This is a genomic window from Pseudomonas putida (genome assembly GCF_002025705.1).
Lineage (GTDB): Bacteria > Pseudomonadota > Gammaproteobacteria > Pseudomonadales > Pseudomonadaceae > Aquipseudomonas > Aquipseudomonas putida_J.
Genome location: NZ_CP018846.1, coordinates 712,727 through 727,613, shown reverse-complemented (window position 1 = coordinate 727,613; position 14,887 = coordinate 712,727). Strand labels below are relative to the sequence as shown.

The window sequence follows — 14,887 nt, the reverse complement described above, 5'->3', positions numbered from 1 at the left end:
CAGATGCAACAGACGCCAGCCGCCGCTACAAGGGCACCAGCCAGTGCTGTGCCGTATGCCGCAGATGTTCGGTGAGTTGCGCGAGCAGGTGCCCGCCGTTGCGCCAATGATGCCAGTACAACGGCACATCGATGGGGGTATCGCTGCAGATTTCCACCAACTGGCCATTCGCCAACTGCTCACGGGCCTGTAACTCAGGCACCAGGCCCCAGCCCAGGCCGGCCTCGGTCATGCGCAGAAAACCTTCGGACGAAGGGCACAGGTGGTGCAGGAAACCGTCCTGAATCCCCAGCGACGCCAAGTAACGGTGCTGCAGGAAATCGTCCGGCCCATAGACGATGGCCGGCGTGCGCGCCAGGCGCTGCGCCTCGAACCCCTGCGGGAAATAGCGCGCCATGAACCCTGGGCTGGCCAGCGCCCGATAGCGCATCGCCCCCAGCGGCAGGCTGCGCGCCCCGGCCACTGGCCGCTCGCTGCCACACAGGCAGGCAGCCACTTCACCAGCGCGCATGCGCTTGAGGCCGACTTCCTGGTCTTCCACCACCAGATCGGTGAGCAACTGATGCTCGGCGCAGAACGCCCCTACCGCGCCGGCCCACCAGGTCGCCAGGCTGTCAGCATTGAGGGCGATACGCAGGCGCTCGGGCATGCCTTCTTCGTCCAGCGCTGGCACCTGACGCTGCAGGTCGCGCTCAAGAAGGCGTACCTGCTGCACATGGTTGAGCAACTGGCGGCCGACCTCGGTCGGGCTCGGTGGCGTGGCACGCACCAATACCGGCTGGCCAACTCGCGCTTCGAGCAGCTTGATGCGCTGCGAAATGGCCGACTGCGAAAGCCCCAGCACCTGTGCTGCACGCTCGAAACCGCCCTGCTCGATCACCGCCGCGAGGGCAGCCAGCAGCTTGTAGTCGAACATCAATCTTCCTAATGACGGATCAGCTTTATTTGTTTTTCTTATACAGCGCTGATTGCCACAATGGCCAGCATCTTTTACGGCAGTTCATTCCTGGAGCACGCGCCATGTGGCAAAGCTATCTCAACGGCATGCTGGTGGCCTTCGGCCTGATCATGGCCATCGGTGCACAAAACGCCTTCGTCCTCGCCCAGAGCCTGCGCCGCGAGCACCACTTGCCGGTAGCTGCGCTGTGCATCGTTTGCGACGCCATCCTGGTAGCTGCCGGGGTATTCGGCCTGGCCACGGTGCTGGCGCACAACCCGACGCTGCTGGCCATCGCCCGCTGGGGCGGCGCGGTTTTCCTCATCTGGTATGGCGCCAAGGCGCTGCGCAGCGCGTTTTCCAAGCAGAGCCTGCAGCAGCAGGAAGGCCAGGGCATGCGCTCGCGCCGGGCAGTATTGCTGAGCGCACTGGCGGTCACCCTGCTCAACCCGCATGTGTATCTCGACACAGTGCTGCTGATCGGCTCGCTGGGGGCCCAGCAGACTGCTCCAGGCGCCTACGTGGCCGGGGCGGCCAGCGCCTCGCTGCTGTGGTTCTCGACCCTGGCGATCGGTGCTGCGTGGCTGGCGCCGTGGCTGGCACGGCCAGCGACCTGGCGGATGCTCGACCTGATGGTGGCGGTGATGATGTTCGCGGTGGCGGCGCAGTTGATCTTCAACTGACCTGGGGCTTGTCACAACATTTACAGCGCCTGTGAGATCGAGCGCCGCCCGCGCGGCGCATCGCGGATGAATCCGCTCCTACATCTGTTTCGGGCCAGTCTGTCCTGCGTCAGATGGGCTGCCCGCCTTGCCGCCCACCTCGAAATTGTAGGGAACAAACAAGGCTGACAAAGGTGATCTCACAGGCGGAACTGGCCCGAAACAGATGTAGGAGCGGATTCATCCGCGATGCGCCGCGCGGGCGGCGCTCGATCTCAAAGGCAACACAAGCATCAAGGCAGGCCCCCAGACAAACACCGCCGGTCGGCGGCCGCCAACCGCTCTGGAACCTCTATTCCCTATCTTTGTTGCGTGGTTATGCGCCGGGCCCGGTGCTATGATCCAGCCCTTGCGTCGCAAAGAGTACAAACTCGCCGACGTACATCGGGCCGCCCGTGATCGGCCTTGCGCAAACCGCAAACAGACCTGAATCAGGAGATCCACCATGGCTTTTGAATTGCCGCCGCTGCCGTACGCCCACGATGCCCTGCAGCCGCACATCTCCAAGGAAACCCTGGAGTTTCACCACGACAAGCACCACAACACCTATGTCGTGAACCTGAACAACCTGGTCCCAGGCACCGAATTCGAAGGCAAGACCCTGGAAGAGATCGTCAAGAGCTCTTCGGGCGGCATCTTCAACAACGCCGCTCAAGTCTGGAACCACACCTTCTACTGGAACTGCCTGGCACCAAACGCCGGCGGCCAGCCGACCGGTGCCCTGGCTGACGCCATCAACGCCGCTTTCGGTTCCTTCGACAAGTTCAAGGAAGAGTTCACCAAGACTTCGGTTGGCACCTTCGGTTCCGGCTGGGGCTGGCTGGTGAAGAAAGCTGACGGTTCCCTGGCCCTGGCCAGCACCATCGGCGCCGGCTGCCCGCTGACCAGCGGCGACACCCCGCTGCTGACCTGCGACGTCTGGGAACACGCCTACTACATCGACTACCGCAACCTGCGTCCGAAGTACGTCGAGGCCTTCTGGAACCTGGTTAACTGGAAGTTCGTTGCCGAGCAGTTCGAAGGCAACACCTTCAAGGCCTGAGTCATTCAGCCCTGAACGAAAAGCCCGGCCCTGTGCCGGGCTTTTTTGTGCCTGACAGTTTTCCCGCAGGGTCTTGATCAGCGCGCATAGCGCGCTAACATCAAACGTCTGGAAGTTTGATGGCGCGCGCTCAAGTTGCAGGGTCGGGCAACCGATACACTACCCAAGGTCGGCCGATAGTGTATTGCCAACGTTAATGGCAAAATGATGCCATGCGCATGGATTAAGGAAACCCCATTGAAGCTGGAATTGCGGAACAGCTTATCGGTCAAGTTGCTCAGGGTCGTGCTCCTTTCGGCGCTGGCGGTCGGCGTCGTCCTCAGTTGCGCGCAAATCGTCTACGACACCTACAAGACCCGCCAGGCCGTCAACAATGACGCCCAGCGCATTCTCGACATGTTCCGTGACCCCTCCACCCAAGCGGTGTACAGCCTCGACCGGGAAATGGGCATGCAGGTGATGGAAGGCCTGTTCCAGGACGAATCGGTGCGCATGGCCTCGATCGGCCATCCCAACGAAACCATGCTGGCAGAAAAGTCCCGCCCGTTGCAGGACATGTCGATGCGCTGGCTGACCGACCTGATCCTCGGGCAGGAACGCACCTACACCACCCAACTGGTCGGCCGCGGCCCGTACAGCGAGTACTACGGTGACCTGAGCATCACCCTCGATACCTCGTCCTATGGCGAAGACTTCCTGGTCAATGCGGTGATCATCTTCATTTCCGGGGTGCTGCGCGCCCTGGCCATGGGCCTGGTGCTTTACCTGGTCTACCACTGGTTGCTGACCAAGCCGCTGTCGAAGATCATCGAGCACCTTACCCAGATCAACCCTGACCGCCCAAGCCAGCACCAGATCCCGCTGCTCAAGGGCCACGAGAAGAACGAGTTGGGCATCTGGGTCAACACCGCCAATCAGCTGCTGGCCTCGATCGAGCGCAACACCCACCTGCGCCACGAAGCCGAGAACAGCCTGCAGCGCATGGCCCAATACGACTTCCTCACCGGCCTGCCCAATCGCCAGCAGTTGCAGGAGCAGCTCGACAAGATTCTCGCCGACGCCGGCCGCCTGCAGCATCGCGTGGCTGTGCTGTGCGTAGGCCTGGACGACTTCAAGGGCATCAACGAACAGTTCAGCTACCAGACCGGCGACCAGCTGCTGCTGGCCCTGGCCGACCGCCTGCGCGCCCACAGTGGCCGCCTGGGTGCCCTGGCACGCCTGGGTGGCGACCAGTTCGCCCTGGTCCAGGCCAATATCGAGCAGCCTTACGAAGCTGCGGAGCTGGCCCAGAGCATCCTTGACGACCTGGAGCAGCCATTCGGCCTCGATCACCAGCAGATTCGCCTGCGTGCCACCATCGGCATCACCCTGTTCCCCGAGGACGGTGACAGCACCGAGAAACTGCTGCAAAAAGCCGAGCAGACCATGACCCTGGCCAAGGCCCGCTCGCGCAACCGCTACCAGTTCTATATCGCCAGCGTCGACAGCGAAATGCGCCGCCGCCGCGAGCTGGAAAAGGACCTGCGCGAAGCCCTGCCGCGCAACCAGCTGTACCTGGTCTACCAGCCGCAGATCAGCTACCGCGACCACCGCGTGGTCGGCGTCGAGGCCCTGCTGCGCTGGCAGCACCCGCAGTTGGGCATGGTCCCGCCCGACCAGTTCATCCCGCTTGCAGAGCAGAACGGCAGCATCATCAGCATTGGCGAGTGGGTACTCGACCAGGCCTGCCGGCAACTGCGCGAATGGCACGACATGGGCTTCAGCGAACTGCGCATGGCGGTCAACCTGTCCACGGTGCAGCTGCACCACAACGAGCTGCCACGGGTGGTCAACAACCTGCTGCAGGCCTACCGCCTGCCACCGCGCAGCCTGGAACTGGAAGTGACCGAGACCGGCCTGATGGAAGACATCAGCACCGCTGCCCAGCACCTGCTGAGCCTGCGCCGCTCAGGGGCGATGATCGCCATCGACGACTTCGGCACCGGTTACTCGTCGCTCAGCTACCTGAAGTCGCTGCCGCTGGACAAGATCAAGATCGACAAGAGCTTCGTCCAGGACCTGCTCGACGACGATGACGACGCCACCATCGTTCGCGCCATCATTCAGCTGGGCAAGAGCTTGGGGATGCAGGTCATCGCCGAAGGCGTGGAAACCGCCGAGCAGGAAACCTACATCATTGCCCAGGGTTGCCATGAGGGTCAGGGCTACCACTACAGCAAGCCGCTGTCGGCGCGCGAGCTGACCAGTTTCCTCAAACAGGCGCAGCGCAATCAGGTCTCCGCGCTGTAACGCCTGCCCCTGCGATTACAGGCCGTGACGCGCATTTACATGAATTGCGCGCCCGCCCCTTTACAGCAAATGCAAATCTTTCGCATGATGTTGCCGTTTCGCGTGCCACGGCGCACGGCCTAACCCCATGGTCCAACCACAAGACGCAGGAAACCAATAATGATTCGAATGCCTCTGGCCTCCGCCAGTCTGCTGGCCATCGCCATCGCTCTCGCCGGTTGCGGCGAAGGCAAGGATAGCAAGGCCGCCGCTCCGCAAGCTCAGGCACCTGCTGCTGCCAGCACCACCGCTGCGGCGCCCGGGGCTGTCGACGAAGCGGCCGGCAAAGCCGTGGTCAAGCATTACGCCGAAATGGTCTACGCCGTGTACAGCGACTCGCTGAGCACCGCCAAGACCCTGCAGGCCGCCGTCGACGCGTTCCTCGCCAAACCCAACGACGAAACCCTGAAGGCCGCCAAAGAGGCCTGGGCCGCCGCGCGCGTTCCGTACCTGCAGAGCGAGGCGTTCCGCTTCGGCAACACCATCATCGACGACTGGGAAGGCCAGGTGAACTCCTGGCCGCTGGACGAAGGCCTGATCGACTACGTCGACAAGAGCTATGAACATGCCCTGGGCAACCCGGCGGCCAACGCCAACATCATCGCCAACACCGAGATCCAGGTTGGCGAAGAGAAGGTCGACGTCAAGGACATCACCCCTGAGAAGCTGGCAAGCCTGAACGAACTGGCAGGTTCCGAAGCCAACGTCGCCACCGGCTACCACGCCATCGAATTCCTGCTCTGGGGCCAGGACCTCAACGGCACCGGCCCAGGTGCCGGCGCCCGCCCGGCGTCCGATTACCTGGAAGGCAAAGGCGCCACTGGCGGCCACAACGACCGTCGTCGTGCCTACCTGAAGGCGGTCACCGAGCTGCTGGTCAAGGACCTCGAAGAGATGGTCGGCAACTGGGCGCCGAACGTCGCCGACAACTACCGCGCCACGCTTGAAGCAGAGCCTGTGGCCGATGGCCTGCGCAAGATGCTGTTCGGCATGGGCAGCCTGTCGCTGGGCGAACTGGCCGGCGAACGCATGAAGGTCTCGCTGGAAGCCAACTCGCCGGAAGACGAGCAGGACTGCTTCAGCGACAACACCCACTACTCGCACTTCTACGACGCCAAGGGCATCCGCAACGTCTACCTGGGCGAGTACACCCGCACCGACGGCACCAAGATGACCGGCCCGAGCCTGTCGTCGCTGGTGGCCAAGGCCGACCCGGCAGCCGACGCCACCCTCAAGGCCGACCTCGAAGCCACCGAGGCGAAGATCCAGGTAATCGTCGACCACGCGCTGAAGGGCGAGCACTACGACCAGCTGATCGCCGCCGACAACGCTGCCGGCAACCAGATCGTGCGCGATGCCATCGCCTCGCTGGTCAAGCAGACCGGTTCGATCGAGCAGGCTGCAGGCAAGCTGGGTATTGCCAACCTGAACCCGGACACCGCCGATCACGAATTCTGATCAGCAGTTGTGGTTCACAAAAAGGCGGCCTTCGGGCCGCCTTTTTTGTGCCGGCCTCTTCGCGTCTAAAGCCGCTCCTACAGGAGCTGCGCTGTACCTGAAGACTGCGGGGTCCCTGCGGGAGCGGGCTTGCCCGCGAAGAGGCCGATACAGGTTCATGAAAATGCTGGCATTTCACATCCTTTTCACCCGGGTAATTGCAAATTGCTCTTATTCAAACTACGCCGTCCTGCTAAGCTTGCACGCCGGTTTTTCGTCCACGCCCAGGATTTTGCATGTCCTCGTCGCTGTCCCGACTCTCCCCTCTGCTGCTGGCCCTCGCCCTTGCCGCCTGTGACGACGCCCCGCGTTTCACCCAGGCCGAGCCCGGCGAAGCGCTGTCTGGTGGCCAGGCAACGGTTCAGCGCGACGACCGCAAGGCGTTTTCCCTGCCCTCGGCCAACCTTTCGGCCGAGCGCCGCCTGGACTTCGCCGTGGGCAACAGCTTCTTCCGCAGCCCTTGGGTGATCGCCCCGTCCACCACCACCGCGCGCGACGGCCTGGGCCCGTTGTTCAACACCACAGCCTGCCAGAACTGCCACGTGCGTGACGGCCGCGGGCACCCGCCAGAGCCCGGCGACAGCAATGCCGTGGGCATGCTGGTGCGCCTGTCGATCCCCGACCAGCCTTACCTGGCCAAGGAGATCGAGCGCCTGGGCGTGGTCCCCGAGCCCGTCTACGGCACCCAGTTGCAAGACATGGCCATCCCCGGCGTGGCGCCGGAAGGAAAGGTGCGGGTGAGCTACACCACCCAGACCGTCACCTTCAAGGACGGCCACCCGGTCGAGCTGCGCCGCCCGACCCTGCAGATCACCCAGCTTGGCTACGGCCCAATGCACCCCGACACGCGCTTCTCGGCCCGCGTGGCCCCGCCGATGATCGGCCTGGGCCTGCTCGAAGCCATCCCCGAGGACGCCATCCTGGCCAACGAAGACCCGGACGACCGCAACCACGACGGCATCCGCGGCCGCGCCAACCGGGTCTGGGACGACGCCCTGGGCAAGACCGTGATCGGCCGCTTCGGCTGGAAGGCCGGGCAGCCCAACGTCAATCAGCAGAACGTGCACGCCTTCAACGGTGACATGGGCCTGACCAGCACCTTGCAACCCAAGGACGACTGCACCCCGGCCCAGGTCGACTGCCTGGCCGCGCCCAATGGCGACGGCGAAGGCGACGAGAAGGAAGTCAGCGACAACATCCTGCGCCTGGTCACCTTCTACACCCGCAACCTCGGCGTGCCTGCCCGTCGTGACGTCGGCGCACCGCAAGTGCTGGCCGGCAAGAACCTGTTCTTCCAGGCCGGATGCCAGGCCTGCCATGTGCCGCAGTTCACCACCGCCGCCAACGCCGCCGAAGCGGAACTGGCCAACCAGGTGATCCGCCCCTACAGCGACCTGCTGCTGCACGACATGGGCCCGGGCCTGGCCGACGAGCGCACCGAATTTGCCGCCAACGGCCAGGACTGGCGTACCCCGCCGTTGTGGGGCATCGGCCTGACCGAAGCCGTCAGTGGCCACACCCAATACCTGCACGACGGCCGCGCCCGCAACCTGCTGGAAGCCGTGCTCTGGCATGGCGGCGAAGCCCAGCCGGCGCGCGACCATGTTTTGACCTTCAATGCCGAGCAGCGCGCCGCGTTGCTGGCCTTCCTGAACTCACTTTAAAACGCGCAAGGAGCCGGGCATGTTCCGACCCAAACTGTTGTTCACCAGCCTCGCCGCACTCGCCCTGGGTGCCTGCTCGCCGCAGGACCCGCAGGCAGTGACTTCCGCCGCCATCGCCAAACAGGTGATCCTGCCGACCTACAGCCGCTGGGTCGAAGCCGACCGTCAGCTGGCCGTCAGCGCTCTGGCCTACTGTGAAGGCAAGGAAAGCCTGGACACCGCACGCGCCGACTTCCTCAATGCGCAAAAAGCCTGGGCGGAACTGCAGCCGCTGCTGGTCGGCCCGCTGGCCGAAGGCAACCGCGCCTGGCAGGTACAATTCTGGCCTGACAAGAAGAACCTGGTCGGCCGCCAGGTCGAGCAGCTGGTCAACGGCGACAAGCCGGTCGATGCCGCCGCCCTGGGCAAGGCCAGCGTCGTGGTACGCGGCCTGTCGGCCTACGAGTACATCCTCTTCGACAGCAAGCCGGACGTAGCCACTGCCGAGCAGAAAGCCCGCTACTGCCCGCTGTTGGTCGCCATCGGTGAGCACCAGAAGGTCCTGGCCGAGGACATCCTCAAGAGCTGGAACAGCACCGACGGCATGCTGTCGCAGATGACCAAGTTCCCCAACCAGCGCTACGCCGATTCCCACGAGGCGATCGCCGACCTGCTGCGCTCCCAGGTTACCGCCCTGGATACCCTGAAGAAGAAGCTGGGTGCGCCGATGGGCCGCCAGAGCAAAGGCATCCCACAGCCGCTGCAAGCCGAAGCCTGGCGCAGCCACTCCTCGCTCAAGAGCCTGGAAGCCACCCTCAAGGCCGCCCAGACCGTGTGGGTCGGGGTCGACAACCAGGGCCTGCGCGGCCTGCTGCCCGGCGATCAGAAAGCCCTGGCGCAGAAGATCGACGACGCCTACGCTACGGCGCTCAAACTGCTGGCCGACAACCAGAAGACACTCGGCGAGCTGCTGGCCGACGACGCCGGACAGCAGACCCTCAACCAGATCTACGATGCCCTCAACGCCGTCCACCGCCTGCACGAAGGCGACCTGGCCAAGGCGCTGAACATCCAGCTGGGCTTCAATGCCAACGACGGTGACTGATCATGCTGCGACGCCAGGCCCTCAAACTCGGTAGCGTATTGCTCAGCGCCCTGACCCTGGGCGGCTGGAGCCTGTTCCGCAACAAAGGCAGCGAACCCTTGCTGCTGTCGGCGCGTGACGATGGCGACGGCAAGCACTATGCGGTCGGGTTCCGCCTGGACGGCACCCAGGTGTTCAGCACCCAGGTCGCCCAGCGTTGCCATGCCATCATCAACCACCCCGAGCTGCCGATCGCCCTGTTCGTCGCCCGCCGCCCCGGTACCGAAAGCTACCTGGTCGACCTGCGCGACGGGCGCCTGCTGCAGACCGTCACCTCGCAACCGAACCGGCACTTCTATGGCCATGCGGTGATTCACAAGGGTGGCGAATGGCTGTATGCCACCGAGAACGACACCCGCGACCCAGGGCGTGGCGTACTCGGCGTGTACCGCTTCGAAGGTGAGCGCCTGGTGCACAGCGGCGAGATCCCGACCCACGGCATCGGCCCTCATGAAGTGGCCTGGCTGCCGGATGGCGAAACCCTGATCGTGGCCAACGGTGGCATCCGCACCGAGGCCGAGAGCCGGGTCGAGATGAACCTCGATGCCATGGAGCCGAGCCTGGTGCTGATGCAGCGCGACGGCACCCTGCTGAGCAAGGAAACCCTGGCCCAGCAGATGAACAGTGTGCGCCACCTGGCGGTGGGCGACGATGGCACCATTGCCGCCTGCCAGCAGTTCATGGGCGCTGCCGACGAGACTGCCGAGCTGCTGGCGATCAAGCGCCCGGGCGAGCCGTTCAAGGCCTTCCCGGTGCCTGAGCGCCAGCTGCAGTCGATGGCTCAGTACACCGCCAGCGTCGCCATCCACAGCGACCTGCGCCTGGTGGCCCTGACGGCGCCGCGGGCCAACCGCCTGTTCGTCTGGGACCTGGACAGCGGTGCGGTGAAGCTCGATGCACCGATGCCCGATTGCGCCGGAGTTGGCGCGGTCAAGGATGGGTTCGTCGTCACCTCCGGGCAGGGCCGTTGCCGCTTCTACAACTGCCGCAAGGCTGAACTGGTCGGGCAACCGATGGACCTGCCTTCCGGCTTCTGGGACAACCACCTGCACCTGGTCTGATTTTCCTGCTGGCCTCTTCGCGGCTGAAGCCGCTCCTACAGGGAACTCACATTCCCAGGGAATACACCGAACCTGTGGGAGCGGGTTTACCCGCGAAGAGGCCGGCACAGGCAATCCCCTCCCCCTTCTGCAATACTTCCCTCATCCGCACGTGGGCAGGATCGCCCGTTGTCGTGTCAAAACGCATAACAACCACACATCCAAGGAACCGGACCTATGCTACGCCGCCGCATGCTCATCATGTTGGCCGTCGTTCTGCTGATCGTGCTGGCCCTGGGGGGCTACAAAGGCTTCTCGATCTACCAACAGATCCAGATGTTCTCCGCGCCCCGGCCGCCCATCACCGTTGCCGCAGCCCCGGCCGAACAGCGCCAGTGGCAGGAACGCCTGCCTGCCGTAGGCAGCCTGAAGGCCTTGCAGGGCGTGGAGCTGAGCCTGGAAGTGGAAGGCATCGTCAAGGCCCTGTACTTCGACTCCGGGCAGAAGGTCAAGGCGGGGCAACCGCTGCTGCAGCTCAATGACGACCAGGAAACTGCCCTGCTCGGCACCGCCCAGGCCGACCTGGGGCTGGCCAAGGTCGACTTCGGTCGCGGCAGCCAGCTGGTCGGTGATGCCGCTATCTCCCGCGGCGAGTTCGATCGCCTGTCGTCCCAGTACCGGCGCAACCAGGCGGTGGTCGAGCAGCTCAAGGCGCAGAAGATCAAGAAGGGCATCAACGCGCCGTTCAGTGGCACCATCGGCATTCGCCAGGTGGACATCGGCCAGTACCTGGCCGCCGGCACGGTAATTGCCACCCTGCAAGACCTGTCCAGCCTGTACGTCGACTTCAACGTACCGGAGCAGGCGTTGCCGCACCTGAGCCTGGGCCAGCAGGTGCTTGTGCAAGTGGCGGCCTACCCGGGCCAGACGTTCCCGGCCAGCCTCAGCGCGATCAACCCCAAGGTCGATGAAAACACCCGTAACCTGCTGGTGCGCGCGACCCTGGCCAACCCGGATGGCAAGCTGCTGCCCGGCATGTTCGCCAACCTGCTGATCCTGCTACCCGATCCGCAGCCCCAGGTGGTCGTCCCGGAAAGCGCCATCACTTACACCCTGTACGGCAACTCGGTGTACGTCGCCACGCCGAAGAAGGACAAGGACGGCAACCCGGAGAAAGACGACCAGGGCCAGCCACAGCTGAGCGCCGAACAGCGCACGGTGCAGACCGGCGAGCGCCGCGATGGCGTGGTGGTGGTCAGCAAGGGCCTCAAGGCCGGCGAACAAGTGGTCACCGCCGGGCAGCTCAAGCTGACCCCAGGCGCGGCCATACGCATTGGCCAGGACAGCGCGCTCAAGCCCGAACAGGGCGCCCCGCGCACCGACTAAGCAGGAGGCAGGCATGGCGTTCACCGACCCGTTCATCCGCCGCCCGGTGCTGGCCAGCGTGGTCAGCCTGCTGATCCTGCTGCTTGGCTTCCAGGCCTGGAACAAACTGCAGATCCGCCAGTACCCGAAAATGGAAAACGCCCTGATCACGGTGACCACCGCCTACCCGGGGGCCAACGCCGAGACCATCCAGGGCTATATCACCCAGCCACTGCAGCAGAGCCTGGCCAGCGCCGAAGGCATCGACTACATGACCTCGGTCAGCCGGCAGAACTTCTCGGTGATTTCCATCTACGCACGCATTGGCGCCGACAGCGACCGCCTGTTTACCGAACTGCTGGCCAAGGCCAACGAGGTGCGCAACCAGCTGCCGCAGAACGCCGAAGACCCGGTGCTGAGCAAGGAAGCCGCCGATGCCTCGGCGCTGATGTATATCAGCTTCTACAGCAAGGAGATGAGCAACCCGCAGATCACCGACTACCTGTCACGGGTGATCCAGCCCAAGCTTGCGACCCTGCCGGGCATGGCCGAGGCGGAAATCCTCGGCAACCAGGTGTTCGCCATGCGCATCTGGATCGACCCGGTGAAACTGGCGGGTTTCGGCCTGTCGGCCACCGACGTGACCAATGCCGTGCGCCGCTACAACTTCCTCTCCGCGGCCGGTGAGGTGAAGGGCGAATACGTGGTCACCAGCATCAATGCCAGCACCGAGCTGAAATCGGCCGAAGCCTTCGCCGCGCTGCCGCTCAAGGTGTCCGGTGACAGCCGGGTACTGCTGGGCGACGTGGCGCGCGTGGAGATGGGCGCAGAGAACTACGACACGGTCAGTTCGTTCGATGGCACACCGTCGGTCTACATCGGCATCAAGGCCACCCCGGCAGCCAACCCGCTGGACGTGATCAAGGAAGTGCGGCGCATCATGCCAGAACTTGAAAGCCAGCTTCCGTCGGCGCTGAAGGTATCGATCGCCTACGATGCCACGCTGTTCATTCAGGCCTCCATCGACGAAGTGATCAAGACCCTCGGCGAAGCGGTGCTGATCGTCATCGTGGTGGTGTTCCTGTTCCTCGGCGCCCTGCGCTCGGTGCTGATCCCGGTGGTGACCATCCCGTTGTCGATGATCGGCGTGCTGTTCTTCATGCAGATGATGGGCTACTCGTTGAACTTGCTGACGCTGCTGGCGATGGTGCTGGCCATCGGCCTGGTGGTGGACGATGCCATCGTGGTGGTGGAAAACATTCACCGGCACATGGAGGAAGGCAAATCTCCCTTCGATGCTGCCCTGGAGGGCGCGCGGGAAATCGCCATGCCGGTGGTATCGATGACCATCACCCTGGCAGCGGTCTATGCCCCCATCGGCTTCCTCACCGGGCTCACGGGTGCGCTGTTCAAGGAGTTCGCCCTGACCCTGGCCGGCGCGGTGGTCATCTCGGGCATCGTCGCCCTGACCTTGTCGCCGATGATGTGCGCCCTGCTGTTGCGCCAGGAGCAGAATGCCAGCGGCCTGGCCCACCGCCTCGACGTGCTGTTCGAAGGCCTCAAGGTGCGCTACCAGCGCCTGCTGCACGCAACCCTCGACAGCCGCCCGGTGGTGCTGGTGTTCGCCGTGATCATCCTGTGCCTGATCCCGGTGCTGCTCAAGTTCACCCAGAACGAGCTGGCGCCCAACGAGGACCAGGGTGTGATCTTCATGATGAGCAGCTCGCCGCAGCCGGCCAACCTCGACTACCTGAACGCTTACACCGACCAGTTCACGCCGCTGTTCAAGGCCTTCCCCGAGTACTACTCGTCGTTCCAGATCAACGGTTTCAACGGCGTGCAGAGCGGCATCGGCGGTTTCCTGCTCAAACCCTGGAACGAACGCAACCGCACACAGATGGAGCTGCTGCCGCTGGTGCAGGCCAAGCTGGAGCAGATCGGCGGGCTGCAGATCTTCGGTTTCAACCTGCCGGCGCTGCCCGGCACCGGTGAAGGCCTGCCGTTCCAGTTCGTGATCAATACAGCCGGTGACTACCCTGCCCTGCTGGAAGTCGCCCAGCGGGTCAAGCAACGGGCCCAGCAATCGGGCAAGTTCGCCTTCCTCGATATCGACCTGGCGTTCGACAAACCCGAGGTGGTGGTCGACATAGACCGGGCCAAGGCGGCGCAAATGGGTGTATCCATGGATACGCTGGGCAGCACCCTTGCCACCCTGCTGGGCGAGGCGGAAATCAACCGCTTCACCCTCGAAGGCCGCAGCTACAAAGTGATTGCCCAGGTCGAGCGGCCTTATCGGGACAACGCTGGCTGGCTGAACAACTACTACGTGAAGAACGAGCAAGGGCAGCTACTGCCCTTGTCGACACTGATCACCCTCAGTGACCGCGCCCGCCCCCGCCAGCTCAACCAGTTCCAGCAGCTGAACTCGGCGATCATCCAGGGTGTGCCGATGGTCAGTATCGGCGAGGCGTTGCAAACGGTGCGCGACATCGCCCGGGAAGAGGCACCGGAGGGTTTCTCCTTCGATTATGCCGGGACAGCGCGGCAGTACGTGCAGGAAGGCAGTGCCCTGTGGGTAACCTTCGGCCTCGCCCTGGCGATCATCTTCCTCGTGCTGGCCGCGCAGTTCGAGAGCTTCCGCGACCCGCTGGTGATTCTGGTGACGGTGCCGCTGTCGATCTGTGGGGCGCTGCTACCTTTGTTCCTGGGCATTTCCAGCATGAACATTTACACCCAGGTGGGGCTGGTGACGCTGATCGGCCTGATCAGCAAGCACGGCATCCTGATCGTCGAGTTCGCCAACCAGTTGCGTGAGGAAAAGGGCCTGGGCGTTCGGGAAGCCATCGAGCAAGCTGCCGCCATTCGCTTGCGGCCGGTGCTGATGACCACGGCGGCGATGGTATTCGGCATGGTACCGCTGATCCTGGCCACCGGGGCCGGCGCGGTGAGCCGGTTCGATATCGGCACGGTGATCGCCACCGGGATGTCGATTGGCACCTTGTTTACCCTGTTTGTGCTGCCTTGCATCTACACCTTGTTGGCGCACAAGTCTGCTGCACAGCAGCCGATAGCTGCATGACTGCGATCCCTGTAGGAGCGGCCTTGTGTCGCGATAGGGCTGCGAAGCAGCCCCAGCAGTTTCAGCGACAGGCGTAAATCTCGGGCTGCT

General features: G+C 64.0%; 10 protein-coding genes. 9 read left to right on the top strand and 1 reads right to left on the bottom strand.

Features of this window, described 5'->3' with window-relative positions; genetic code table 11:
* Positions 1-25: 25 nt before the first annotated feature.
* Positions 26-916: a LysR family transcriptional regulator ArgP gene (locus BUQ73_RS03400; protein ID WP_079226667.1), complete on the bottom strand. Its 891-nt coding sequence runs from the start codon at positions 914-916 to the stop codon at positions 26-28.
* Positions 917-1,020: 104 nt separating this feature from the next.
* Between BUQ73_RS03400 and BUQ73_RS03395 the strand changes: the two genes are divergently transcribed.
* From BUQ73_RS03395 to BUQ73_RS03355, 9 genes are all read left to right on the top strand, one after another.
* Positions 1,021-1,620: a LysE/ArgO family amino acid transporter gene (locus tag BUQ73_RS03395; RefSeq protein ID WP_027917959.1), complete on the top strand. Its 600-nt coding sequence runs from the start codon at positions 1,021-1,023 to the stop codon at positions 1,618-1,620.
* A gap of 484 nt (positions 1,621-2,104) precedes the next feature.
* Positions 2,105-2,701 carry a superoxide dismutase gene (locus tag BUQ73_RS03390; RefSeq protein WP_027917960.1) on the top strand — a complete coding sequence of 199 codons (597 nt, stop codon included), beginning with the start codon at positions 2,105-2,107 and terminating at the stop codon, positions 2,699-2,701.
* A gap of 237 nt (positions 2,702-2,938) precedes the next feature.
* On the top strand, positions 2,939-4,990 hold the full coding sequence (locus BUQ73_RS03385) for a putative bifunctional diguanylate cyclase/phosphodiesterase (protein WP_079226666.1): 2,052 nt from the start codon (positions 2,939-2,941) through the stop codon (positions 4,988-4,990).
* Positions 4,991-5,149: 159 nt separating this feature from the next.
* Positions 5,150-6,487, top strand: coding sequence for an imelysin family protein (locus tag BUQ73_RS03380; RefSeq protein WP_079226665.1), 1,338 nt, complete (start codon positions 5,150-5,152; stop codon positions 6,485-6,487).
* 275 nt (positions 6,488-6,762) lie between these two features.
* Complete coding sequence (locus BUQ73_RS03375; protein WP_079226664.1) at positions 6,763-8,190, top strand: di-heme oxidoredictase family protein; 1,428 nt, start codon at positions 6,763-6,765, stop codon at positions 8,188-8,190.
* Between the two features lie 19 nt (positions 8,191-8,209).
* Positions 8,210-9,274: an imelysin family protein gene (locus BUQ73_RS03370; RefSeq protein ID WP_060484862.1), complete on the top strand. Its 1,065-nt coding sequence runs from the start codon at positions 8,210-8,212 to the stop codon at positions 9,272-9,274.
* Between the two features lie 2 nt (positions 9,275-9,276).
* Positions 9,277-10,374, top strand: a complete 1,098-nt coding sequence (locus BUQ73_RS03365) for a DUF1513 domain-containing protein (RefSeq protein ID WP_079226663.1) — start codon at positions 9,277-9,279, stop codon at positions 10,372-10,374.
* A 216-nt stretch (positions 10,375-10,590) separates the two neighbouring features.
* Complete coding sequence (locus tag BUQ73_RS03360; protein ID WP_079226662.1) at positions 10,591-11,739, top strand: efflux RND transporter periplasmic adaptor subunit; 1,149 nt, start codon at positions 10,591-10,593, stop codon at positions 11,737-11,739.
* Positions 11,740-11,752: 13 nt separating this feature from the next.
* Positions 11,753-14,797: a multidrug efflux RND transporter permease subunit gene (locus BUQ73_RS03355; RefSeq protein WP_079226661.1), complete on the top strand. Its 3,045-nt coding sequence runs from the start codon at positions 11,753-11,755 to the stop codon at positions 14,795-14,797.
* The last annotated feature ends 90 nt before the right edge of the window (positions 14,798-14,887 follow it).

Coding starts and splice junctions, on each gene's coding strand:
- BUQ73_RS03355 (WP_079226661.1), top strand. CDS start 11,753: ATGGCGTTCACCGACCCGTTCATCCGCCGCCCGGTGCTGGCCAGCGTG.
- BUQ73_RS03400 (WP_079226667.1), bottom strand. CDS start 916: ATGTTCGACTACAAGCTGCTGGCTGCCCTCGCGGCGGTGATCGAGCAG.
- BUQ73_RS03380 (WP_079226665.1), top strand. CDS start 5,150: ATGATTCGAATGCCTCTGGCCTCCGCCAGTCTGCTGGCCATCGCCATC.
- BUQ73_RS03375 (WP_079226664.1), top strand. CDS start 6,763: ATGTCCTCGTCGCTGTCCCGACTCTCCCCTCTGCTGCTGGCCCTCGCC.
- BUQ73_RS03370 (WP_060484862.1), top strand. CDS start 8,210: ATGTTCCGACCCAAACTGTTGTTCACCAGCCTCGCCGCACTCGCCCTG.
- BUQ73_RS03395 (WP_027917959.1), top strand. CDS start 1,021: ATGTGGCAAAGCTATCTCAACGGCATGCTGGTGGCCTTCGGCCTGATC.
- BUQ73_RS03360 (WP_079226662.1), top strand. CDS start 10,591: ATGCTACGCCGCCGCATGCTCATCATGTTGGCCGTCGTTCTGCTGATC.
- BUQ73_RS03365 (WP_079226663.1), top strand. CDS start 9,277: ATGCTGCGACGCCAGGCCCTCAAACTCGGTAGCGTATTGCTCAGCGCC.
- BUQ73_RS03390 (WP_027917960.1), top strand. CDS start 2,105: ATGGCTTTTGAATTGCCGCCGCTGCCGTACGCCCACGATGCCCTGCAG.